The sequence below is a fragment of the Plastoroseomonas arctica genome (assembly GCF_018128965.1).
Classification (GTDB): domain Bacteria; phylum Pseudomonadota; class Alphaproteobacteria; order Acetobacterales; family Acetobacteraceae; genus Plastoroseomonas; species Plastoroseomonas arctica.
In genome coordinates, this window is sequence record NZ_JAAEDH010000008.1 from 147,069 (window position 1) to 169,580 (window position 22,512).

General features: G+C 69.2%; 18 protein-coding genes and 1 pseudogene. 2 read left to right on the top strand and 17 right to left on the bottom strand.

The annotated features are described in order from the left end of the window. Window positions 1-3 precede the first annotated feature (3 nt). The 6 genes from leuC to GXW79_RS09290 form a co-directional block, all read right to left on the bottom strand. Complete coding sequence (leuC, locus tag GXW79_RS09265) at window positions 4-1,425, bottom strand: 3-isopropylmalate dehydratase large subunit (RefSeq protein ID WP_211874091.1); 1,422 nt, start codon at window positions 1,423-1,425, stop codon at window positions 4-6. 160 nt (window positions 1,426-1,585) lie between these two features. After that, the gene (locus GXW79_RS09270) at window positions 1,586-2,920 is read right to left on the bottom strand and encodes a cytochrome P450 (protein WP_211874092.1); all 1,335 of its coding nucleotides are present in this window, start codon (window positions 2,918-2,920) and stop codon (window positions 1,586-1,588) included. Then, window positions 2,917-4,536, bottom strand: a complete 1,620-nt coding sequence (locus GXW79_RS09275) for a Dyp-type peroxidase (RefSeq protein WP_211874093.1) — start codon at window positions 4,534-4,536, stop codon at window positions 2,917-2,919. The genes GXW79_RS09270 and GXW79_RS09275 overlap by 4 nt, the downstream gene beginning before the upstream one ends. Beyond that, window positions 4,533-5,495: a hypothetical protein gene (locus GXW79_RS09280; RefSeq protein ID WP_211874094.1), complete on the bottom strand. Its 963-nt coding sequence runs from the start codon at window positions 5,493-5,495 to the stop codon at window positions 4,533-4,535. Before GXW79_RS09280 ends, GXW79_RS09275 begins: the two co-directional genes overlap by 4 nt. A 15-nt stretch (window positions 5,496-5,510) precedes the next feature. After that, window positions 5,511-6,158, bottom strand: a complete 648-nt coding sequence (locus GXW79_RS09285) for a hypothetical protein (protein ID WP_211874095.1) — start codon at window positions 6,156-6,158, stop codon at window positions 5,511-5,513. Window positions 6,159-6,379: 221 nt separating this feature from the next. After that, window positions 6,380-7,717, bottom strand: coding sequence for an Nramp family divalent metal transporter (locus GXW79_RS09290; RefSeq protein ID WP_211874096.1), 1,338 nt, complete (start codon window positions 7,715-7,717; stop codon window positions 6,380-6,382). Window positions 7,718-7,799: 82 nt separating this feature from the next. On the opposite strand from GXW79_RS09290, the gene mntR reads away from it, so the two are divergent. Beyond that, on the top strand, window positions 7,800-8,252 hold the full coding sequence (gene mntR / locus GXW79_RS09295) for a manganese-binding transcriptional regulator MntR (protein WP_211874097.1): 453 nt from the start codon (window positions 7,800-7,802) through the stop codon (window positions 8,250-8,252). Window positions 8,253-8,335: 83 nt separating this feature from the next. On the opposite strand, the gene serA is transcribed toward mntR, so the two are convergent. The 4 genes from serA to glmM form a co-directional block, all read right to left on the bottom strand. Further along, window positions 8,336-9,922, bottom strand: coding sequence for a phosphoglycerate dehydrogenase (serA, locus tag GXW79_RS09300; RefSeq protein WP_211874098.1), 1,587 nt, complete (start codon window positions 9,920-9,922; stop codon window positions 8,336-8,338). A gap of 3 nt (window positions 9,923-9,925) precedes the next feature. Then, window positions 9,926-11,083: a phosphoserine transaminase gene (locus GXW79_RS09305; RefSeq protein WP_211874099.1), complete on the bottom strand. Its 1,158-nt coding sequence runs from the start codon at window positions 11,081-11,083 to the stop codon at window positions 9,926-9,928. A 71-nt stretch (window positions 11,084-11,154) separates the two neighbouring features. Continuing rightward, window positions 11,155-11,952 (bottom strand): bifunctional hydroxymethylpyrimidine kinase/phosphomethylpyrimidine kinase, encoded by a 798-nt coding sequence (thiD, locus tag GXW79_RS09310; RefSeq protein ID WP_211874100.1) that lies wholly within the window; start codon window positions 11,950-11,952, stop codon window positions 11,155-11,157. 286 nt (window positions 11,953-12,238) lie between these two features. Beyond that, on the bottom strand, window positions 12,239-13,597 hold the full coding sequence (glmM, locus tag GXW79_RS09315) for a phosphoglucosamine mutase (protein ID WP_211874101.1): 1,359 nt from the start codon (window positions 13,595-13,597) through the stop codon (window positions 12,239-12,241). A 93-nt stretch (window positions 13,598-13,690) separates the two neighbouring features. Here glmM and GXW79_RS09320 point away from each other — a divergent pair, with 93 nt between their 5' ends. Beyond that, the gene (locus GXW79_RS09320) at window positions 13,691-14,560 is read left to right on the top strand and encodes an MBL fold metallo-hydrolase (protein ID WP_211874102.1); all 870 of its coding nucleotides are present in this window, start codon (window positions 13,691-13,693) and stop codon (window positions 14,558-14,560) included. Here the strand turns inward: GXW79_RS09320 and folP are convergent, their stop codons facing one another. The 7 genes and pseudogenes from folP to GXW79_RS09355 form a co-directional block, all read right to left on the bottom strand. Beyond that, on the bottom strand, window positions 14,561-15,622 hold the full coding sequence (gene folP, locus GXW79_RS09325) for a dihydropteroate synthase (protein WP_211874103.1): 1,062 nt from the start codon (window positions 15,620-15,622) through the stop codon (window positions 14,561-14,563). An 85-nt stretch (window positions 15,623-15,707) separates the two neighbouring features. Next, a complete protein-coding gene (gene ftsH, locus GXW79_RS09330; RefSeq protein WP_211874104.1) occupies window positions 15,708-17,630 on the bottom strand; it encodes an ATP-dependent zinc metalloprotease FtsH in 1,923 nt (640 codons plus the stop codon). Window positions 17,631-17,749: 119 nt separating this feature from the next. Next, window positions 17,750-19,000, bottom strand: coding sequence for a tRNA lysidine(34) synthetase TilS (gene tilS / locus GXW79_RS09335; RefSeq protein ID WP_211874105.1), 1,251 nt, complete (start codon window positions 18,998-19,000; stop codon window positions 17,750-17,752). Between the two features lie 28 nt (window positions 19,001-19,028). After that, window positions 19,029-19,922 (bottom strand): hypothetical protein, encoded by an 894-nt coding sequence (locus tag GXW79_RS09340; RefSeq protein ID WP_367614861.1) that lies wholly within the window; start codon window positions 19,920-19,922, stop codon window positions 19,029-19,031. 112 nt (window positions 19,923-20,034) lie between these two features. Further along, window positions 20,035-20,499: a peptidoglycan-associated lipoprotein Pal gene (gene pal, locus GXW79_RS09345; RefSeq protein WP_211874106.1), complete on the bottom strand. Its 465-nt coding sequence runs from the start codon at window positions 20,497-20,499 to the stop codon at window positions 20,035-20,037. A gap of 132 nt (window positions 20,500-20,631) precedes the next feature. Then, window positions 20,632-21,999 (bottom strand): Tol-Pal system beta propeller repeat protein TolB, encoded by a 1,368-nt coding sequence (gene tolB / locus GXW79_RS09350; RefSeq protein WP_211874107.1) that lies wholly within the window; start codon window positions 21,997-21,999, stop codon window positions 20,632-20,634. Then, a pseudogene (locus GXW79_RS09355) lies at window positions 21,996-22,512 on the bottom strand (hypothetical protein); the annotation flags it as partial. The pseudogene GXW79_RS09355 and the gene tolB, both read right to left, overlap by 4 nt.

Sequence of the window (22,512 nt, forward strand, 5' to 3'; positions counted from 1 at the left end):
CGCTCAGCCCTCCGCCATCAGGGCGCGCACATCGGCGAGGTGACCCGTCACCGCCGCCGCCGCCGCCATCGCGGGACTCATCAGATGCGTCCGCGCGCCCGGCCCCTGCCGGCCACGGAAATTCCGGTTCGACGTGGAGGCCACACGCTCGCCCGGTGCGGCGATCTCGCCATTCGTGCCCAGGCACATCGAGCAGCCGGCCTCGCGCCAGGCGAAGCCGGCCTCGACGAAGATGCGGTCCAGCCCCTCCTCGATCGCCTGCTTACGCACCGGCGCGGAGCCCGGCACCACCCAGGCCACCACGCCCTCGGCCACACGCCGGCCGCGCGCGACCTCGGCGGCGGCGCGCAGATCCTCGATGCGGCCATTGGTGCAGGACCCGATGAAGACGCGATCCACCGTCACGCTCTCAAGCGCCGCACCGGGCGTGAGACCCATATAGGCGAAGGCATCCTCCATCGCCGCGCGGCGCTCGGAATCGGGCTCCGCCGCGGGGTCGGGCAGGTGCGCGGTGATCGGCAGCGCGTCCTCGGGGCTGTTGCCCCAGGTCACCATCGGCGCGATGGCGTCGCCATCCACGCTCACCTCGCGGTCGAACACCGCGCCGGGGTCCGACGGCAGGCGCTGCCACCGCGCCAGCTCGCGGTCCCAATCATGCCCTGAGGGAGCGTAGGGACGGCCCGCGAGATAGGCGTAGGTCGTCTCGTCGGGGGCCACCATGCCGGCGCGGCCACCGGCCTCGATCGACATGTTGCACAGGGTCAGCCGGCCCTCCATCGACAGGCCGCGAATGGCGCTGCCGGCATATTCAATGACATGCCCCGTGGCCCCCGCCGCGCCGATCTGCGCGATGATGGCGAGGATCACGTCCTTCGCCGTGACACCCAGGCCGAGCGTGCCATCCACCTTGATGCGCAGCGTCTTCGGCCGCCGCTGCCACAGCGTCTGACTCCCCAGCACATGCGCGACCTCGGTCGACCCGATCCCGAAGGCGAGCGCGCCCATCGCGCCATGCGTCGAGGTGTGGCTGTCGCCGCACACGATCAGCATGCCCGGCTGGCTCAGCCCCGTCTCCGGGCCCACCACGTGCACGATGCCCTGGTTCGCGTCCCTCAGGCCGAACATGCGGATGCCGGCCGCAGCGGTGTTCGCCTCCAGCGCATCGACCATGCCGCGATGGCGGTCATCGGTGATGGCGGCGCGGTCGCGCGTGTCGGTCGGCACGTAGTGGTCCGGGGTGGCGAAGATGCGGTCGGGCGCACGCGGCGCGATGCCGCGCTGGCGGAGCAATTCGAAGGCGGGCGCGGAGCCGTCATGGACCAGGTGCCGGTCAACGTAGAGCAGCGTCTGGCCATCCTCGCGGTCCAGCACGCGATGGCTGTCCCAGATCTTTTCGAACAAGGTGCGAGGGGCGGGTTCGCTCATGCGGCGTGGTCCTTGGTGCGGCGCGGAACGGCGGCGCGACGCACGCGCGATGACCCGGGGTCGATGCGCGGCAAACCGTTCCTCCGTCGGGGTTCATCCCCGTGCTTGGCGGCGACGCTGCGGCGAATGCGCGGCAGCGTCAAGCTTCGGCGGGCTGTCTTCAGCCGGGGTCGAATTGCACCGGGAAATGGGCGGGGAAGGGCGTGCCGGCGCGGTCCACCAGACCGGCGGCCCGCAGGTTCTTATGCCGCAGCAGCGGCTTGAGCATCTGCGGGATCACCGCGCGGTTGATCTGCGCGCCGAAGCACAGATGCATCCCGTACCCCCACAGCATGTAGTCGCCCCAGGGACGGTCCGTGCGGAAGCTGTCGGGATCCTCCACCGCCACCGGGTCGAACATGGCGGACAGGTTCGCCGCCAGCACCATGGTGCCCGCTGGGATGGTGCGCGCGCGCAGCGTGCCGCGCGCGATGACGCTGGTACGCGTCGCACGGCGATAGATGATGGGGTTCACCGGGTCGAAGCGCAGCGCCTCGAACACGTGCGCGGCGACCAGCGCATCGTCATCCGCGCGCGCCGCCGCGTGCGCGCCAGCGAGCGCGGCCGGCCGGTTCAGCAACTCGTTCAGCGCCAGCACTGCCGCCTTGGACAGCGTCGGCACCAGCCCGATCAGCAGCCCGATGAGATTGTCGCGTATGGCGCCATCGCTCATACCCGGCGTCCCGCTCGCCTGCAGCGCGAGGCAGCGGTTGAGGATGTCGTCATCCCCTGTAGGGGTGGCGTGCCGCGCGGCGATCGCGTCCTCCAGCATCGCGCGACAATCTGCGGCGGCGGCGATGGCGCGCGCCTCGATGGCGGGGTCCGCGGCGAGGTCCGCGAAGAGCCACCAGAACATGATGGTGGTCTGTTCGATCAGCGCCTGCTCGGACGGCCCAGGCGTGCCGAAATAGCTGGCCACGATGCGCGCCGCGACCGGCAGCGTCAGAGCTGCGGGCACATCGAGGGCACCGCCGGACGCCGCCACGATCGCGCTCGCCTCGCGCGCGGTGAACGCCACCAGCCGCTCGCTGACATCCGCACGCCGCACCACCAGGCGCATGTTGGACACGTCGCGTGTGTACTCGGCGCTGTCCTGCATGCCGAGAAAGAAGTTCTCGCCCGCCGTGATGCGGCGCATGCGCGGTTCATAGACGACGGCGAAATCCGCCTCCCGGTCCAGCACCTCCACCACGTCGCGCTGGCGCGTGACGATGGCGGTGCCGGTGTTGTCATAGGCGGTGATGACGCGGCGCGAGAGCATCAGGTTCGGCCAGAATGCGCGCAGCAGCGCGAAGGCGTGGCGCTGCCCCTCAGTGGGCGCGACGATCGCCGCGATGCGCGCGCCCCGGTCGGCGGCCGGCAGCGCGCGGAGCAGCGGCAGGGCTAGGGCAGCGATCGCGCGCAACGCCCCGCCCAGCAATGCGAGGCGGATGCGCAGCGTCGCGAGCAGGATCACGTCGGATCGACCACGCCGGTCGCGATCATCCGCAGCGCGGTCATGCTGGGCGTGAAGAAATACTCGCCGCCGCGCGTCTCCACGAATTGCGGCAGGCCCCCGCAGAAGAAGGGCGGCTTGCCGGATTTCGGATCGGCGGGGATCACGAATTTCGCATCCGCGCCGTGATTGCCCACGACGGGGCAGGTGTCGTTGCCGGCGTTGAAATCCAGCCCGTATTGCATCCATTGCTGCTGCACGAACTCGAATTGCCGGAACAGGTTTGCGCAGGTGGCCAGCAGCACGATGCCATGCTCGCCGCTGTCATCCGCGCCACCGTCATGCGTTCCATAGGGCAGGCCGCGGCGGAGGATGCGGCGGCGGTTGTTCAGCACCGACCCGTTGCGCTCGCCCTTGTCCGCGCTGGTGAGGTGCGGGTCGAGCATGTCGCGCGTATTGGCGCGGCGCAGATGCGCGCCGATCGGGCACTTCGCGCCGCCCTGGTCCTCGGCGAAGGTGAAATCGACCAGTGCGCGGTTGAGCGCATCGAGCGTGGCCTGGTCACCCGCCTGTTCCGCCGCGAGACGCTTCGCGCGCACCGCCTGCCATTCCGAAAAACTAGGTGCCGCGATCAGCGTCGTGCCGTCGCGCCAGCGGCCGGCCATCTTGGCCTTCAGCGTCTCCTCCGCCTCGGGCTCCGGCACCTCCATCACCGCGGCGAACTGCTTCGCGAGCTTCGCCATCGCCGCGTTCCACGCCGCGACGTTCTGGTGCAGCTTGCGGTACGCGACGAAGGTGCCATTGCGGCTGAAATCGAGCGGCATGGCCGCCCCCGCGATCTCCTGCGACTCATCGGGATGCCCGAGAAGAAATTCCCCCGTGGCGAGCGGCACCCAGCTCTGGTCCGCGAGCAGCTTGCCCTGACCGATGGCGGCCTCGGGCTCATCGGGCTTCTGGCCCTCAAACACGGGGTCGCCGATGGCGTCGACGAAACCGAAATGCTCGATCGGCAGTGGCTGCCTGGAGCCGTCCTCCTGCACTGCCATAAGCGCCGAGAGGTCCTGCCAGCGCGCATCCGTGCCGCGATGCCCCTCAAGCAGGCGCACGCCCCCTTCCGTCGCGTCGCACAACGCCGCGATCTCGCGCGTGATGTGATCAAGCGCCGCGACGGGGCTGCCGTCGGGGTTCATCTGCGCGTTGAGCGTCACCAGCATGTGGACCGCGCCGTCGCTCTTCCCGCCGACGTTCCACACAGCGTCCCAGCTTTCCTTGATCGCGTGCGGAAAATTGTCGCACAGGATGTCGGCGCGTGCGGCCATGCCGTCGATGAACTCGTCCGGCAGGCCGCGCAGGGTACGGATCGGGACCTGCAAGGCGAGCAAGCCCCAGAAGGTGAAGGCGATGTTGATCGCCACCTCCGGCCGCCGCTGATAGATTTTTCCGGGCGGGTTGGGCTTGCGCTCGGAGGGCCAGCGCAGCGCCGTCGTCACGCGCCGGCGCAGCATCTCCACGACCGTGCGCCCAGCCTGCGGCTTGGCCACATGCAGCAGCAGGAAGCGCCCATGGGGAAAGCCCAGCTTGCCATAGGCCGTGAGGATGTTGCCCTGGATATCCGCAAGGTCGAGCAGCTGCGTCATGACCGCACCACCCCGCGCGGCTGCGTTGGCATCGCCGGATTGCCGGGCTGATGGGTGGCGAGGAACGTCGCGAAGGCGGCGTGCAGCGTCGCCGGCCCTGCGCCCTGCTGCGCGATGGCGAAACGCGTAAAATGCTGCTGCAGGTACAGCGCCTTCAGCACCGATTGCAGATCGCTCCGCGGCGCCGTCGGGAAGGGCTTCTTCCCCGCGCGCGTCACCGCGTACCAGGCCCAGACCAGCCCCGCCGGCAGAACCACCAGGCCGATCTGCGTCAGGTAGCGCCAGAACGGGGCCCCGTTGAACGCCCACAGCAGCCCGCCCAACACCAGCATCACCAGCCCCGCCAGCGACGGCGCCAGCGTTTCCAGAAGGTTCACCGTCTTCAGCTTCGGCGCCACGCTCCAGTAGTCGTTGAACGGCATCGTCGTCTCGACCTGGCAGGCGCGCAGCAGCCGCGCGAAGCCCGCCGCGCCCGTCACCCGCTCATAGCCGTGGCAATGTTGGAGGATGGCGCGCAGCTCCGGCTCAATCATCTCGAACAGGTCGCGCGCCCAGCTCTCCATCGTCTCCGGCTCGCCGTCGGGCGCGTCGAAATCGGCGACGAAGATCAGGTAGGGGCAGGGCAGGGAGTCCACCGTGTCGCTCGGCGCGTAGGGGCGCTTGATCGCGGCCCGCAGCGTCGCCCAGATCGGGTCCCGCTGAGCGCGGCCGTTGAAGGCCACGTCGTCGAGCACCGCGAAGCGCGCGAAATGCGTCCGCCCGCAGCGCGCGAAGGGGCTGTTGACGCCGATCTTCTCGGTCGCCGGTGTCTGCAGCGCGGTCGGCAGCGACGCCAGCACCTCGCGCAGCGCATGGGCGTGGGAGGTGATGCTGACGCTGCTGCGCGGGTCCTCGCAGGGGTCGGTGCGCACCGGGATCAGGGCGGTCAGGAAGTAGTGGCCGCCGTCGAAATTGGGCATCGCCGGTTTCCCCCCTCAGGTCCAGGCGCGCTTGACCAGCGCGTCGCGGTTGATGTCGGCGTTCTGGGTGTCGTTGCTGGCCACCGGTGCATAGCCCGGGGAGGGCAGGTCTTTCTGCACCGCCACCAGCGCCTTCCGATATTCCTCGGCGAATTCCGCCGGCGACATCGTCGCGTGCTTGGCCGCCAAGCCATCCAGCACGGTCCAGAAGCGCAGCGCCGCCTTGATGTCGCGCTGCGCGGCACCGGGCGTGGCGTTGTAGTAGTAATCCGTGTCGACCTGGTTGGCGCGGATGTAGTTCTTGAAGGCGGTGATCGGGATCGACCCCGGATATTGCATCGAGGAATACCAGAACAGGTCCAGCCCGTTCGGGATGCCGTCCGAAAACGCGTCGATGTACTGGTCCCAGGTGCCGTTGAAATTGCTGACGAACAGCATGTAGTCGCGCGCGAGCTTGGGCTTGCCCTGCCCCAGATCCGGCCAATCCTGGCGGCGGATCATCACCCAGCGCGCGAAATGGATGATCGACAATCCCAGCAGCCCGGCCAGCTGTTGCGGCTGGCAGCGCGCCACCATGAACAGCAGTGTGTTGATCCAGGTCTTCCACACCGGCATGGGCGTGACGACGTTCATGCCATAGGCCTTGCCGGCGACGTTGGACATGAAGCCCCCTCCGCATGGCCCGGCGCCTTGGCGCGCAGGCATCATCGACACTCACCCGATCCGAACCGCGGCCTGCGGCCGCTCCCCGCACATCGAGCTCTGCGACCGGCGGGGAGGTCGCTCAGCGATGGAGGGAGCCTAGCGGGACGCCCTCACGGAAGGGAATGCTTCGTTGCGGGCCACGTCCAAATTTGGCGCTGAATTAACGCGCCCGCGGTCGCTCAATCCCCGAAGGCCACGTCGAACAGCAGCTTCAGGTTCAGCGCCACGATCACCGCCGCACACCCCCAGCCGAGCACCAGCTGCCAGGCCGGCGCCACCAGCGCCCCCAGCCGCGCCCGGTCCTGCGCGAACAGCATCAGCGGGATGACCGCGAACGGCAGCTGGATGGACAGCACCACCTGGCTCAACACCAGCAGCTTCGCCGTCCCGCTCGCGCCATAGATCCAGGTGACGATGACAGCGGGGATAATCGCGATCAGCCGCGTCACCAGCCGGCGGACGACCGGCGGCAGGCGGAAGCGCAAAAACCCCTCCATCACCACCTGGCCCGCGAGGGTCGCGGTCACCGTCGCGGCGATGCCGCACAGCAGCAGGGCCACGCCGAACAGCGTCGCCGCCAGCTCGCTGCCCAGCAGCGGCGCCATCAGCCGGTAGGCGTCGCCGATCTCGGCCACCTCGGTATTGCCCGAGGCGTGGAAGGTGGACGCCGCGGTGATCAGGATCGCGGAGTTGATGAACAGCGCCAGCGTGAGCGCAATGGAGCTGTCGATGGTGGCGAAGCGGATCGCTTCCTTCTTGCCGGCCGTATCGAGGTTCCAGGCGCGCGACTGCACCACCGCGGTGTGCAGGTACAGATTGTGCGGCATCACCGTGGCCCCGAGGATGCCCATCGCGATGTAAAGCTGCGTCTCGTTCGTCACGATCGACACGGCCGGGATGTAGCCGTTCAGCACCTCCGCCCAGACCGGGTTCGACAGCGCGATCTGCACCGCGAAGCAGCCGAAGATCAGCACGATGAAGCCGAAGATCAGCGCCTCCAGCCAGCGCATGCCCTTGTTCTGCAGCCACAGGATCAGGAAGGCGTCCAGCGCGGTCAGGATCACGCCATACAGCAGCGGAATGCCGAACAGCAGCTCGAGCGCGATGGCCGTGCCGATCAGCTCCGCGAGGTCCGTCGCGCAGATCGCGATCTCCGCGCCCAACCACAGCGGATAGGCAACCGCCTTAGGAAACCGCTCCCGGCACAGCTGCGCCAGGTCCCGCCCCGTCGCCACGCCGATGCGCGCACACAAAGCCTGCAGCAGGATCGCCATCAGCGACGAGGTGAGTGCGACCGCCAGCAGCGTGTAACCAAACGCCGACCCACCCGCGAGCGACGTCGCCCAATTCCCCGGGTCCATATACCCGACCGCGACCAGGTAGCCGGGCCCCATGAAGGCGAACAGCTTGCGCAAAAATCCGCCCGCATTCGGCACACGGACGGAGCGATGCACCTCCGGCAGGCTGGGAGGCGCACTCGGTGATTGAGGGGCGCCGATATCGAGCGGTGGGGTCATGCGCCTGCTCCGAAGTTTAGCCGCGACTAAATTATCGTATGCCTCCTATATTGCAAGGGCGAAGCGCTGTAGCATCGGCCCCATGCCCACCACGCCACGCAACCGTGTCCTGCCATCCGCCGACGACCAAGCGGCCCGCTTCAGCCGCCAGCGGGAGGCGGACCGCGCCGCCATCGCCGAGGACTACGTCGAACTCATCGCGGACCTGCTGCGGGAGGAAGGCGAAGCCCGCGCCGTGGACGTCGCGCGGCGCATGGGCGTCTCCCAGGCCACTGTCACCGCCACCATCGCGCGCCTGGCCAAGGCCGGGCTGGTGGAAACCAAGCCCTACCGCGGCCTGCACCTGACGCGCGAAGGCGGCACGATGGCCGAGGCCGCCAAGCAGCGGCACGAGCTGATGGTGCGCTTCCTGCTCGCGGTCGGCTGCGACGCGGAGACGGCGGAAGCGGATGCGGAAGGGCTGGAACACCACGCGAGCGAAAAGGCGCTCGCGGCGTTTGCGCGCTTTTTGGAGGGGCGGGAGAAAGGGAAGTAGAAGCAAGGCTGGGGAAAGGAATTTCCCCAGACCCCATTCTTTTATATTTGTCTATTGGTCTGGCTGTGGGGTCGGCCGACTAGCTAAAAGCTCAGATCCTTTGCCTGCACCACCAGCGGCAGCGTGCGGACCGTAGCCAGCACCCCCTCCGGCAGCGGGGCGTCGAGTGAGACCAGGCAGATCGCGTCCCCGCCCTCCGAAGCGCGGCCCAAGTGGAAGGTCGCGATGTTCACCCCCGCATCGGCGAGTGCGGTGCCGAACCGGCCGATGAAGCCCGGCTTGTCGTGATTGGTGACGTAGAGCATGTGCGGCGCGAAATCCGCCTCCACGGCAATGCCCTTGATCGAGACCAGCCGAGGCTTGTCGGCGGCGACCAGCGTGCCCTCCACGCTGCGGGTCTGCGCATCGGTGACGACGGTGAGGCGGATCAGCGTGTGGTATTCGCCGGTGCGCTCATGGATGGTCTCGGCCACGTCGATGCCGCGTTCGCGCGCCACCACCGGCGCGTTGACCATGTTCACCGCGCCCATCAGCGGCGTCAGCACGCCGGCCAGTGCGGCCGCCGTCAGCGGCTTGCGGTTCAGCTCGGCGGCATGGCCCTCATACTCGATGCGGATAACGCGGATGGCGTCATCGCCGGAGGCGGTGAGCTGCCCCACCAATGCGCCGAGATGGCGCGCGAGCTCCATGTACGGCTTCAGGCGCGGCGCTTCCTCAGCACTCACACTGGGCATGTTGATCGCGTTGGACACAGCGCCCGACAGCAGGAAATCCGCCATCTGGTCGGCGACCTGCAAGGCCACGTTCTCCTGTGCCTCGGCCGTCGCCGCACCCAGATGCGGCGTGCAGACCACGTTCTCCAGCGCGAACAGCGGGTTCGCGGTGGCGGGCTCCTCCTCGAATACATCGAGTGCGGCGCCCGCGATTTGCCCGGACACCAGCGCCTCATGGAGGGCGACCTCATCCACCAGCCCGCCGCGCGCGCAGTTGATGATGCGCGCGCCGCGACGCAGCTTTGCGATGGTCTCGCGGTTGAGGATGTTGCGTGTCTGCTCGATCAGCGGCGTGTGCAGCGTGACGAAATCCGCGCGCACGAGAAGCTCCTCCAGCTCCACCTTCTCCACGCCCAGTTCCAGCGCGCGCTTCTCCGACAGGAAGGGATCGAAGGCGACCACCTTCATCTTCAGCCCCACCGCGCGATCGGCAACGATCGACCCGATATTGCCACACCCGATCAGGCCGAGCGTCTTGGCGAAGAGCTCCACGCCCATGAAGCGGTTCTTCTCCCACTTCCCGGCCTTGGTGCTGGCACTCGCCTCGGGGATCTGACGCGCGAGCGCGAACATCATCGCGATGGCATGCTCGGCCGTGGTGATGGCGTTGCCGTAGGGCGTGTTCATCACGACCACGCCGCGCGCCGTCGCACTCGTCACATCGACATTGTCCACGCCAATGCCCGCACGCCCCACCACGCGCAGGCGCGGCGCGACCTCCAGCACCTCCCGCGTCACCTTCGTGGCACTTCGGATCGCGAGGCCATCGTATTCACCTATGATCGCGCGCAGCTCGGCCGGCGCCAGTCCCGGCTTGAAGTCCACCTCGATGCCCCGCCGCTCGAAGATGGCGATGGCGGCGGGCGAAAGCTTGTCGGAGATCAGGACCCTGGGCATCGCTCAGCGCCCCTCCGCCACCTGAGCAAACGCCCAGTCGAGCCAGGGCAGCAGCGCCTCGATGTCGCTGGTCTCGACCGTGGCGCCGCCCCAGACGCGCAGCCCCGGCGGCGCATCGCGATAGGAAGCGGCGTCGAGAGCCACGCCTTCCTTCTCCAGCATGCCGGCGAGCTTCTTCGCCACGGCCGCCTGCGCCTCGGCATCCAGTGCCGTGAACCACGCCGCCTTGATCGACAGGCAGATCGACGTGCAGGACCGCGTCGCCGCATCCTCCGCGAGGAAGCCGGCCCAGTCGCTCGCCTCCACCCAGCGCGCGATGGCGGCGAGGTTGCGCTCCGACCGCGCGATCAGCCCTTCCAGGCCGCCGACGCTCTCCGCCCAGCGCAGCCCGTCCAGCGCATCCTCGACGCACAGCATCGACGGCGTGTTGATCGTCTCGCCCTTGAAGATGCCCTCGATCAACTTGCCGCCCTTGGAAAGCCGGAAAATCTTCGGCAGCGGCCAGGCCGGCTTGTGCGATTCAAGCCGCGCAACCGCGCGCGGCGACAGCGCCAGCATCCCGTGCCCGGCCTCGCCGCCGAGCACCTTCTGCCAGGACCAGGTGACGATATCGAGCCGGTCGAACGGCACATCCATCGCGAAGGCCGCCGAGGTCGCGTCGCAGATCGCGAGCCCCTCGCGGTCAGCGGGGATCCAGTTGGCGTAAGGCACGCGCACGCCGCTGGTGGTGCCGTTCCAGACGAACACCACGTCGCGCTCCCAATCCACCGCGCCGAGATCCGGCAGCCGGCCATAGGGCGCGTCGAGAATGCGCAGGTCGTTGAGCTTGAGTTCCTTGCGGATATCCTCCGCCCATTCCTTGGAAAAGCTCTCCCACACCAGCACGTCGACGCCGCGCGCGCCGAGCACCGACCACAGCGCCATCTCCACCGCGCCGGTATCGGACGCCGGCACGATGCCGAGCTTCCAATCGCTCGGCATGCGCAGCACCGCCTTGGACCGGTCGATCACCTCTGCCAGCCGCGCCTTGGGCCCGCTCGCGCGATGGCTGCGGCCGAGCAGCGCGCCCTCGAGTGCTGCCAGCGACCAACCAGGTCGCTTGGCGCAGGGGCCGGAGGAGAATTGAGGATTCTTCGGACGCAGGTCCGGCTTGATGGTCATGGCGAAAGCTCCCTCTCAGAAGCAGATGCGCCCCGTTGGGGGGGCGTGGCCCACCCTCTTCCTAGCCGCGCTCAGCCGAACCGCAAAGGATCGACCGTCACCCCATGCCCGAGCGGCCCATGCCCCGCACCCAGGCCCGGCGCCGCCAAAATCGCCGCGCGCACGTAGCGCCTGGCACGCGCCACCGCCACCACCAACCCCATCCCCTGCGCCACCCCACACGCGATGGCTGAGGCCAGCGTGCACCCCGTGCCATGCGTGTGCCGCGTCGCAATGCGCGTGTCCTCGAACCGCACCACCCCGCCCCGCGTCATCAGCAGATCCACCAGCGCATCCCCCTCCAGATGCCCGCCCTTCACCAGCACCGCGCCCGCCCCCAACCCCAAGATCGCCTCCCCCGCCCGCAGCATCGACGCCTCATCCGTCACCGCGAACCCCGCCAGGATAGCCGCCTCCGGCAAGTTTGGCGTCACCAGCGCCGCCGCCGGCACCAGCAGCGCCCGCAACGCCGCCACCGCCTCCTCCTGCAACAAAGGATGCCCCCCCTTTGCCACCATCACCGGGTCCGCCACCACCGGCACCCCCACCGGCAACCCCCCCACCACCGCCTCAATCGTCGCGCTGTCATGCAACATCCCGGTCTTCACCGCGTCCGCACCGATATCCTCCAACACCGCCCGCATCTGCGCGCGAATGAAATCCACCCCCACCGGCACCACCCCATGCACACCCAACGTATTTTGCGCCGTCAACGCCGTGATCGCCGTCGCCGCATACCCCCCCAATGCCATGACAGCCTTGATATCGGCCTGCACCCCGGCACCGCCCCCGGAATCCGAACCGGCACAGATGAGGACGCGCGCTAGCACAGGCGGAGGGCTCTGCCCCCTCGACCCCCGCCGGGGATCGCGCCGATCCCCGGGCCCCTGCGTGTGTTGGTCCTGGGCTGGGGAGGGGGAGTGCTTGCTGAATGGGGCTTGTTTGGGAGGGGGCGCATCGAGGGATGTCCCGTGGGGTAGGACTGCGCTGCGCCCCCTCCCAAACAAGCCTCGCCTCCGGCGAGAACACCCTCACCAGACTCAAGAACCAACAGATGGAGGTCGAGGATCGACACGATCCTCGCGGGGTCCAGGGGCAGAGCCCCTGGCCTTGCTGTCACGCCGCCCTCGCCAGCGCCCGGATCGCGTCGGCGAGGCGGGTGACGGTGCCGGCGACGATGGTTTCGTCTTCAGCTTCGGCCATGACGCGGATGACGGGTTCGGTACCGCTGGCGCGGATCAGCACGCGGCCGTGGTCGCCCAGGGCTTTCTCTTCCGCGGCGATGGCGGCTTGGACGGTGTGGTCGTTCAGCGGGCTGGTGCCGTCGTAGCGGACGTTGACCAGGCGTTGGGGCAGAGGGGTGAAGCAGCGGCAGATTTCGCTGGCGGGGCGGCCTTCCTCGACGAGCACGGCGAGCACTTGCAGTGCCGCGACCAAACCGTCGCCGGTGGTGGCGAAGTCGGGCATCAGCACGTGGCCGGATTGTTCGCCGCCGAGGTTGCAGCCGGCTTCGCGCATGCGTTCGGCGACGTAGCGGTCGCCGACGGCGGTGCGCAGCAGGTCGAGGTTGCGGGCCTTGAGGAAGCGCGCGAGGCCCATGTTGGACATCACGGTCGCGACCACCGCGCCGCCGGTGAGACGTCCTTGTGCGGCCCAGCTTCGCGCGATGAGGGCGAGGATCTGGTCGCCATCGACCAGGCGGCCTTCTTCGTCGACGAGCACCAGGCGGTCGGCGTCACCGTCGAGTGCGATGCCGAGGTCGGCGCGCCGTTCGCGCACGACTTCGGCGAGTTGCCCGGGCGCGGTGCTGCCGCAGCCCTTGTTGATGTTCATCCCGTCCGGGCTGACGCCGAGCGGGACCACTTCGGCGCCGAGTTCCCACAGCACGGTCGGCGCGACCTTGTAGGCGGCACCGTGCGCGCAATCGACGACGATGCGCAGACCGTCGAGGCTGAGGCGTTTGGGGAAGCTGGCCTTCGCGGCTTCGATGTAGCGGCCGGGCGCGTCTTCAAGCCGCGACGCGCGCCCAAGGCGCGAAGGCGCTGCCAGCGCGCCGCTAAGGTCTCCATCCATCAGCGCCTCAATGGCACATTCCTGCTGGTCGGACAGCTTCAGGCCATCCGGGCCAAACAGCTTGATGCCGTTATCCTCGTACGGGTTGTGCGAGGCGCTGATCATCACGCCCAGGTCCGCCCGCAGGCTGCGCGTCAGCAGCGCGATGGCCGGCGTCGGCAGCGGCCCCACCAGGATCACATCCATCCCCGCCCCGATGAAGCCGGCGGTCAGCGCCGGTTCCAGCATGTAGCCGGACAAGCGCGTATCCTTGCCGATGACGACGCGGTGGCGGTGGCTGCCGCGGTTGAAGAATTGCCCCGCGGCCTGGCCGAGGCGGAGTGCGGTGGCGGCATCCATGGGCGCGCGGTTGGCGGTGCCGCGGATGCCATCGGTGCCGAACAGGTGGCGGGTGCTGGACATGCGCCTATCCCTACAACCCCGCACCGCGCCGCGTCCATTCCGCCCCGCCGCCAGCCGTGCTGTGCTGGGGCGACCCATCGAGAGGCCTCCGCCATGACGCCGCTGCCCGACGCCCAGGTGCCCGCCATCCATCACCGCCGCATCGGCGACGTGCTGGTCACGTCGGTGAGCGACGGCTTCCTCGACGGCTCCATGGCCGTGATCCAGAACATCGATCCTGGTGATGCGGCCGCGATGCTCCGCGCCGCCTTCCGCCCGGTGCCGCGCCGCACGGCGCTGAATTGCTTCCTAATCCGCTCGGGCGGCCGCACGGCGCTTCTCGACACCGGCGCGGGGGTGCACATGCAGGCCTCGGCAGGGCGGCTGATGGCGAACCTAGCCGCCGCCGGTGTGGCGCCGGGCACGATCGACACGGTGCTCCTCACCCACATGCACCCCGACCATTCCAATGGCCTTGCCGATGCGCACGGTGCGGCGTTCTTCCCTAACGCCGAGCTCGCCATGCACCAGGCCGAGCATGCCTACTGGATGCAGGAGAACCCACCCGCGAGCACCCAGGGCGTGCCCTATTTCGCCATGGCCCGCACCCAGGCCGCGCCCTACGCGGACCGCCTGCGCCTGTTCGACGGCGGCGAGGTCTTCCCCGGAGTCAGCGCGGTGCACCTGCCCGGCCACACCCCGGGGCATTGCGGATACCGCATCGCCTCCGGCGACGAGTCCCTGCTCATCTGGGGCGACATCGTCCATGTCCCCGAAATCCAGGTGCCGCGTCCCGAGGTGACGATGACCTTCGACGTGGATCCTGCCCAGGCAGCCGCCACCCGGGCGCGCGTCTTCGACATGGTCGCAGCCGATGGCGTGCTCATCGCCGGCATGCACCTGCACTTCCCCGGCGTGGCGAACCTCGCGCGCGAGGCCGGCGGCTTCCGCCTCTACCCGGAAGCCTGGCGCCAGACCCTCTGATCAATCAGACGCGGCGGGCTCGGGAGGCGCTTCGCCGGCCACGCACGCGCGCCAGACGGCGAGCGCCTGCACCGTCTCCGCCACGTCATGCACGCGCAGGATCGAGGCACCCCGCTCCGCTGCCGCCAGCGCCGCCGCGAGGCTCCCGGCCAGACGCTCCTCCGCCGCCTCCACCCCCGACAGCCAGCCGATGAACCGCTTGCGCGAGGCGCCGAACACCACCCTGCAGCCGATACCGGCGAGGATCGGCAAGCGCTCGATCAGCGCCAGGTTGTGCGCCATCGTCTTGCCGAAGCCGATGCCGGGATCAATCGCGATGCGCCCGCGCGGGATGCCCAGCGCCTCCAGCGTCGCGACGCGATCGCGCAGGAAGCGCGCGACCTCCAGCACCACATCCCCGTACTGCGCCAGCTCCTGCATGCGGCGCGGATCGTCGCCTGGCATGTGCATGAGGATGACGGGCGCCTCGGTGCGCATGAGCACGCGCAGCGAGGCGGGGTCGTGGCGCAGCGCCGAGATGTCGTTCACCACCTCCGCCCCGGCATCGAGCACCGCATCCATCACCGCGGCGTGGCGCGTGTCGACCGAGACAGGAGCCGCCTTGGCGAGGTCCCGCACCACCGGGAGAATTCGGGCCAGTTCCTCCTCGGGCACAACGGGCGTGGCGCCGGGGCGCGTCGACTCACCGCCGATGTCGAGGATGTCCGCGCCGGCCTCCAGCATGGCGTGCCCGGCGGCGATGGCGGCGTCGGCTACGTCGAAGCGGCCGCCATCGGAAAAACTGTCCGGCGTGATGTTGAGGATGCCCATGACCAAAGGGCGGTCTGCGGGCAGGCCGGCAAAAGCGGGGACGCGCAGGGACAGGGCGTCCACGGCGTCACGCCACGCCTCCGGCACCTCAGAGAGTGGGCCGATGCCGAGGCTTTCCCCGTTCTCGATCAGGCGAACCAGGGTGAAGGCGGCGGCGCCGCCGGCAAGTGGCATGGCGATGCCAAGCTTGACCGCGTGGAAGGCAGCGGGGCCGTGCAGAAGGCCGAGAGGCTCGACCCAGCGGTCGGACATGAAGGGGCTCCGAAAAAAGAAAGGCCGGGGAAAGGAATTTCCCCGGACCCCATTCTTTTATTTTTGCGACTTAAGAAGCGCGACCTCAGGTAGCAGGGGCGGCACCCGGATTGAGGCCGCCGGGGCGCGGGGCGGGGCGTCCGCTGGTCGGAACGCTGCCGCGGCTCTGGTTGATGGGGTCGTCCGGGCGGACGCGAACGACCGGCTCGCCCTTGATCACCAGGCGGATTTCATCGCCCGACAGCGTCTCGTGCTCCAGCAGGCCCTTGGCCAGCAGGTGCAGCTCCTCGACATTGTCGGACAGGATCTGAGTCGCGCGGGCATAGGCGCCGTCGATGATCGAGCGGATCTCGCCGTCGATCTGCCGAGCGGTCTCCTCCGACAGGTTCTTCGACTGCGTCACCGAATGGCCCAGGAACACCTCCTGGTCGTTCGAGCCATAGGCGATCATGCCGAGCTTCTCGGACATGCCCCACTCCGTCACCATCCGGCGCGCCTGGTCGGTCGCCATCTTGATGTCACCTGAGGCGCCGTTGCTGACCTTGTCAGCGCCGAAGATAACTTCCTCGGCGACGCGGCCGCCCATCGCCATGGCGAGCTCCGCCTTCAGCTTGGACTTGTGCTTCGAATAGCGGTCACCCGCGGGCAAGGACATCACCAGGCCCAGGGCACGCCCGCGCGGAATGATCGTCGCCTTGTGCACCGGGTCGCACTCCGCCTCATGCATCGCGACCAGCGCGTGGCCAGCCTCGTGATAGGCGGTCATACGCTTCTCATCCTCGGACATGACGAGGCTGCGGCGCTCCGCACCCATCATCACCTTGTCCTTGGCCTGCTCGAACTCGTGCATGCCGACAGTACGGCGGCCGGTGCGCGCGGCCAGCAAAGCGGCCTCGTTCACTAGGTTCGCAAGATCCGCGCCGGAGAAGCCCGGCGTGCCGCGCGCAATCGTCTTCGGCTCGACGTCGGACGCCAACGGCACCTTGCGCATGTGCACACGAAGGATCTTCTCGCGGCCCATCACATCGGGGTTCGGCACCACCACCTGGCGATCGAAGCGGCCGGGACGCAGCAAGGCGGGGTCGAGCACATCGGGGCGGTTCGTCGCCGCGATGATGATGACTCCCTCATTGCTCTCGAACCCGTCCATCTCGACGAGCATCTGATTGAGCGTCTGCTCGCGCTCGTCATTGCCGCCGCCAAGACCAGCGCCACGATGGCGGCCCACCGCGTCGATCTCGTCGATGAAGATGATGCAGGGCGCGTTCTTCTTGCCCTGTTCGAACATGTCGCGCACACGGGATGCACCCACGCCCACGAACATTTCGACGAAGTCCGAGCCGGAAATGGTGAAGAAGGGCACGTTCGCCTCGCCGGCGATCGAGCGGGCGAGCAGCGTCTTGCCGGTACCCGGGGGCCCGACGAGCAGCACACCCTTGGGGATCTTGCCGCCGAGCCGCTGGAACTTCTGCGGATCACGCAGGAATTCGACGATCTCCTCGAGCTCGGCCTTGGCCTCCTCGATGCCGGCGACGTCCTCGAACGTAACGCGGCCCTGCTTCTCGGTCAGCAGCTTCGCCTTGGACTTCCCGAAGCCCATCGCGCGGCCACCGCCACCCTGCATCTGGCGCATGAAGAAAATCCACACGCCGATCAGCAGCAGCATCGGGAACCAGGACATCAGGTAGTGGAGCAGAGGATTGACGTCGCTGTCCTCGGGCCGCGCGACGACGCGCACACCCTTGTCGGTCAGCCGCGTCACCAGTGCCGGGTCCTCGGGCGTATAGGTGGAGAAGCTGCGGCCGTCCGAGAGTTGCCCGGTCACGATCCGTCCCTGGATCACGACATCCCGCACATGCCCGGCATTCACCTCATTGAGGAAATCCGAATAGGCGACCTGCTGCGCCGAGGCGCGCGATCCGCCCGAGGGCTGGAACAGGTTGAACAGCGCCACCAACAGCAGCGCCACAATGACCCACAGCGCCAGGTTCCGGCCAAAATTATTCACTTGGCAATCCCATCTTCCTTCGCCCGAGGGCGTGACCTCCGGCCCTGCCGGGCCGTCTTGAGCACCTACATGGGGTCGGCTTGCCCGGGCGTGAATGGGCAACCCGTCGCTTGCCTGGATTATGCCGGCCCCGGCACCACCGATCGCGCCCAGCCGAGTGGCGCACCGCCCTGTGGGGCGAAGGCCAGCGCGAACGGACCGCACGCGAGAGGTGAAGGATAGTCCATGGTCGGCAGCGCCGCCAGCCTTCCGTTTGCGTCACGAATCGCCGGCACCGCGGCGCGCAAGGCGAGTGGCAGCGAGGTGCCTTGTGCCATCGGATCGTCTCCCAGGGCCCCGAGCCAATGCCCTTCGGCACCTTCGCCGACCAGACGGAAGCGACCGTCCCAGACGACGCCCCGCCTTACGGGGACCGGCGGCTCCAACCCGGATGGCTCGCGCGTCAACATCGATGCTCCACCCTGGGCAGCCCGAAGCCAGGCGCCGTCCAGGGTTCCTTGGCCCCTATGGAGCAAGGCTGCGACGGCCTCTACATCCGATGGAAAGGCTGCGCCGGCGACGAGCCCCAGCAGCGTCGCAAGCGCCGCCACCGCCACCGCGTCGGAGCCGAGCGCATCCCGGTCGACCCGCACGAAGCCGCTGCGCGACACCATCGCGCAGGTGGCGAGGCGCAGGGCTATTGCTCCGTCACGGGCGGCGCGGCGCTCGCCGAAACGCGCCGCGGCCTCCGACAGCGCCGGTTGAGCGGCCGGACTGGCGACGCCACGCAAGCGCACGCGGAGAAACCGCGCATCGGCGTTGCTCGGGTCACATTCGGGCGTGAGCGCGGCGGCGGCAATCGTGGCCTCCAGCCGCGCCGGCGCGACGCCGAGCAGTGGCCGCAGCATCAAGGCCTGGGGCTCCGCACGCACCGTCGCCATGGAAGCAAGGCCGGCCGGCCCACTGCCGGCGAGGGCGCGCGAGAGCAGGGTTTCGGCCTGGTCCTCCGCATGGTGGCCGAGCAGCAGCCACGGGCGCGCCTCCTGCGCACACACATCGAGCAACGCGCGCATCCGGGCCGCCCGCGCGCGACTTTGGGTGCCGGCACCGGGCGCGACGCGGATCGCGATCACCCGCGCGGCAATCCCGGCATCTGAAAGCCGATCCCGCACGCGCCGTGCTTCCTCGGCACTGCCGGCACGCAGGCCATGATCGACAATCAGCGCGAGCAGCGAGCCACCGCGCTCAGCCGCCCATGCCTGGGCCAGCCATGCGAGCGCCAGGCTGTGCGGTCCGCCCGAGACACCGGCGGCAAGGCGCGGCCGCGCGCCGAACGGCCCGAGCGGGCGCATCCAGGCCGCGAATTCATCCTGCGAAACCGGCGCCGCCATGCGCGCCGCGGTCCGGTGGTGCCCGGCGTCAGCGGCAGCTGTTCGCCCGACGCGCCTGGTCGGCACGTTGGGCGAGCGGCGGCGACAGGCGCGGGAACTCGGAGCGCAGCTGGTCGAGCGTGTCGCAGGCTTCGCGGCGCGCGTTGAACCCGGCAAATGCTCCGGAAAGGCCGAGCAGCGCTTCCGGCGCGCGGGCACCCTGGCGATTGCGTCGATAGGCCTCGTCATACGCCAGGGCAGCGTTCTGGAACTGCCGCCGCCCAGCAAGGCTGTCGCCCAGCAGAAGCTGTGCGTCCTGCGCCCTTGCCGGGGCGCGCGCCGCGAGCACCTCACGTGCGGCGGCCTCAGCCGCGGCGTAGTCGCGCCGCGTCAGCGCGGCCTGGCCGTCGGCGAGCGCGCGTTCCGGCGGGCGCGGCCCGGCATTCGTTGCGGCCTGCACCGGTGGCGTGCCGTCGCCACGCAGCGGTGGCGCCGCTTCGCCGCGCAGCGGCGGCGTGGCATCGCTGCGCTGCGTCGGGGGCGGCGCGCCGGTCGGGCGCGGCGCGCCTGGACGCCCCGTCTCGATCTGCTGCAGGCGGAACTCGAGGTCGCCGCGCAGCTTCTCGATATCCTCGGACAGGCGCTGGTTGCGGAACTCGAGCTCCTGATTGCGGCCGCGCAGGCGGCGCACCTCCTCCTCCATCTCGGCGACGCGACCGACCAGCTGGCCCATGATCTCATTGCCGCCGGCACCGCGCGGTACCGAGGAGGGCGGCGGCAGGCTGGCACCGCCGCGGCGCAGCTGATCGATCTCGCGGCGCAATTCCAGCAGCTGGTTCTGCAGCGCGATGCCCTCGCGGCTCTCGATCTGCGCTGCTGCGCCAACTGGCGCCAGGAACACCGCGACCAGACAGGCGGCAACCCACCCAACGAACGGCTTCACCAACGGCCTACCCCTGCTGTGGACCCTGACCTGTCCATAAAGACAAAGGGCGGCCACCGTAAGGCAGCCGCCCCTCATCACGAATGCGCCAGGAGTGCCCCGGCGACGTGGCTCAGCGAACGACGGTCACCGCGCGGCGGTTCTGCGCCCAGGCGCTCTCATCCGAACCCAGGGCCGCGGGGCGGTCCTTGCCGTAGCTGATTGTCGAGACGCGGGCGCCGGCGACGCCGCCGGCCACCAGCAGGTCGCGCGCCGAATTCGCGCGGCGCTGGCCGAGCGCCAGGTTGTACTCGCGCGTGCCACGCTCATCGGCATGGCCCTCGACCTGCACCGTGACCGAGGCGTTGGTCTGCATCCACGATGCCTGGCGCTGCAGGATGGGGCGCTGGTCCTCGCGGACCGAGCTGCGGTCGGTGTCGAACAGGACGCGGTCACCGACGTTCGCGACAAGGTCTTCCTGGCTGCCGGGACGAATGCTGCTGCCGCCGGTGCCGCCCGCCGTGGTGGCCTGGTCGGTGTTCGCGCAGGCCGCGAGCAGCGAGACGGCGGCGAAGGCGGCAAGGATCGGTTTGGTCATTCGGGGGTCCTTTCGGGGGGATCGATCAGAACAAGAGTTCAATTCTTGGGGATATCGGGCAGTGCCGGCGCAGGGTCAAGCAGTACCGCGCCAGTGCGATGAACTCACGCGGCATTTGCGCCAGGTTCGGCATCAAGACAACAGGGGCGACCAGGCCGGGTCCGAGGCATCGGTCGGCGTGGTGACCGGGCGTTCATTGAATCCAGCGATGTCGATCGACACCAGGCGCGACGAATAGCCACCGCCGCGCTGATCGCGCGCTGGGGTCTCGCGATAGAACATCAGCACGCGGCCGTTGGGCGCGAAGGTCGGCCCCTCCATGCCCCAGCCTTCCGAGAGGATACGCTCGCCGGAGCCATCGGGGCGCATCACGCCGATGGCGAAGCCGCCGCGGGCGATGCGGGTGAAGGCGATGAGGTCGCCGCGCGGCGACCACACCGGCGTCGCGTAGCGGCCATTGCCGAAGGAGATGCGCCGCGCGCCGCCGCCGCCGGCATCCATGACGTAGAGCTGCTGGTCGCCGCCACGATCCGAGTTGAACACGATCTGCGCGCCATCGGGCGAATAGCAGGGCGACACGTCGAGCCCGCCGCCGGATGTGAGCTGGCGCTCGCGGCGCGACCCGAGATCGACCACAAAGATGTTGGCGTCGCCACCGCGGGTGGAGGAGAGCACCACCGAGCGCCCATCGGGCGAAAAACGCGGCGAGAGCGTCATGCCGCCGAAATTGCCCAGCACCTCCTGCCGGCCGGAGCCGAGGTCGAACAGATACACGCGCGGCTCGCCCTGCGCCTGGTAGGACATGAAGGCGATGCGGTCCGCACTCGGGTGGAAGCGCGGGGTCAGCGCGGTCAGCCGGCCATCGGTGAGGAACCGGTGGTTCTCGCCATCCTGGTCCATGATGGCGAGGCGACGGATGCGGCGATCACGCGGACCGGCCTCGCTGATGTAGACGACGCGGGTGTCGAAATAGCCCTTCTCGCCCAGCAGCCGCTCATAGATGGCATCCGAGATCAGGTGGGCGATGCGGCGCCAATTCGCGTTGGGCGCGTTGAAGGCGGTGCCCTGCAGCTGGGTCTCGGGGTTCACGTCCCACAGGCGGAACTCCACGCGCACCTGGTCGCCGCGCAGCTCGACGCGGCCAGTGGTGAGCGCCTGGGCACCGATCAGCCGCCAATCCTGGAAGCGGGGCGTCTGCGCCGCGGCCTCGGCGGTCTGGATGAAGGCCTGTCGGTCCACCGGACGGAACAGGCCCGAATTGCGTAGATTGGCCTGCACCACGCGGGCGATGTCGCGCCCGAGCCGCTCGCCTTCGCCCGAGCCGGCGAAATCGGGGATGGCGATGGGCAGGGGATCGGTCCGCGCGCGGGTGATGTCGATCACTGCGCCGCGCGGCTGGGCGGGGGTCTGGGCGAGCGAGGCCAACGGTGTCGCGAAGATGCCGGGGGCGACGAGGCCGCCGAGCAACGCATGGCGGCGAGAGATGCCTGTGGTGATCATCGGGAAACGAGCCCTCTCGGGTTGAAGCGGAAGACCGAAGCCTGGACCTCCGCAATCTTGTCGCGCGGAATGCGCAGTGAGGCGCAGCGAGTGTCCGTCAACGCGCGACGCGCCTGTTCGAACACAGCACGAGCACGTGGATCCGAAGGCGGGCTGCCGGAGGCGGCGATCGCGTTGCGGATGACCCCCTGCCCGTCAACCTGCACGCGCAACTCGACGACGATGCTGCTCAGCCCGACCATGCCCGCATCCACCGACCAGCATTCGCTGACCTGCTCGGCAATGGCGCGGATCTCGCCGGCCGTCAGGGTGGAGTTGCCGGTGGGCGCGCCGCCGCCGGCGACCGGCGCGGATTGCGGGTTGGGCCGCGCGCGCGGCGGCTCCGTCTGCTGCTGTGTGGTGCGCAGGCGATCGAGCGTATTGAGCACGCTGGACGAGCGTTCCTGCGGCCGCGCGACCGGCGGCGTCGCTGCCGTGCCCGGCGCCGTCGCCGGCTGCGGCGGCGTCACGCGC

Excerpts from the sequence above, each read along its gene's own strand:
- leuC (WP_211874091.1), bottom strand. The coding sequence starts at position 1,425 with ATGAGCGAACCCGCCCCTCGCACCTTGTTCGAAAAGATCTGGGACAGC.
- GXW79_RS09275 (WP_211874093.1), bottom strand. The coding sequence starts at position 4,536 with ATGACGCAGCTGCTCGACCTTGCGGATATCCAGGGCAACATCCTCACG.
- GXW79_RS09280 (WP_211874094.1), bottom strand. The coding sequence starts at position 5,495 with ATGCCCAATTTCGACGGCGGCCACTACTTCCTGACCGCCCTGATCCCG.
- GXW79_RS09285 (WP_211874095.1), bottom strand. The coding sequence starts at position 6,158 with ATGTCCAACGTCGCCGGCAAGGCCTATGGCATGAACGTCGTCACGCCC.
- GXW79_RS09290 (WP_211874096.1), bottom strand. The coding sequence starts at position 7,717 with ATGACCCCACCGCTCGATATCGGCGCCCCTCAATCACCGAGTGCGCCT.
- mntR (WP_211874097.1), top strand. The coding sequence starts at position 7,800 with ATGCCCACCACGCCACGCAACCGTGTCCTGCCATCCGCCGACGACCAA.
- serA (WP_211874098.1), bottom strand. The coding sequence starts at position 9,922 with ATGCCCAGGGTCCTGATCTCCGACAAGCTTTCGCCCGCCGCCATCGCC.
- GXW79_RS09305 (WP_211874099.1), bottom strand. The coding sequence starts at position 11,083 with ATGACCATCAAGCCGGACCTGCGTCCGAAGAATCCTCAATTCTCCTCC.
- glmM (WP_211874101.1), bottom strand. The coding sequence starts at position 13,597 with ATGTCCAGCACCCGCCACCTGTTCGGCACCGATGGCATCCGCGGCACC.
- GXW79_RS09320 (WP_211874102.1), top strand. The coding sequence starts at position 13,691 with ATGACGCCGCTGCCCGACGCCCAGGTGCCCGCCATCCATCACCGCCGC.
- folP (WP_211874103.1), bottom strand. The coding sequence starts at position 15,622 with ATGTCCGACCGCTGGGTCGAGCCTCTCGGCCTTCTGCACGGCCCCGCT.
- tilS (WP_211874105.1), bottom strand. The coding sequence starts at position 19,000 with ATGGCGGCGCCGGTTTCGCAGGATGAATTCGCGGCCTGGATGCGCCCG.
- pal (WP_211874106.1), bottom strand. The coding sequence starts at position 20,499 with ATGACCAAACCGATCCTTGCCGCCTTCGCCGCCGTCTCGCTGCTCGCG.
- tolB (WP_211874107.1), bottom strand. The coding sequence starts at position 21,999 with ATGATCACCACAGGCATCTCTCGCCGCCATGCGTTGCTCGGCGGCCTC.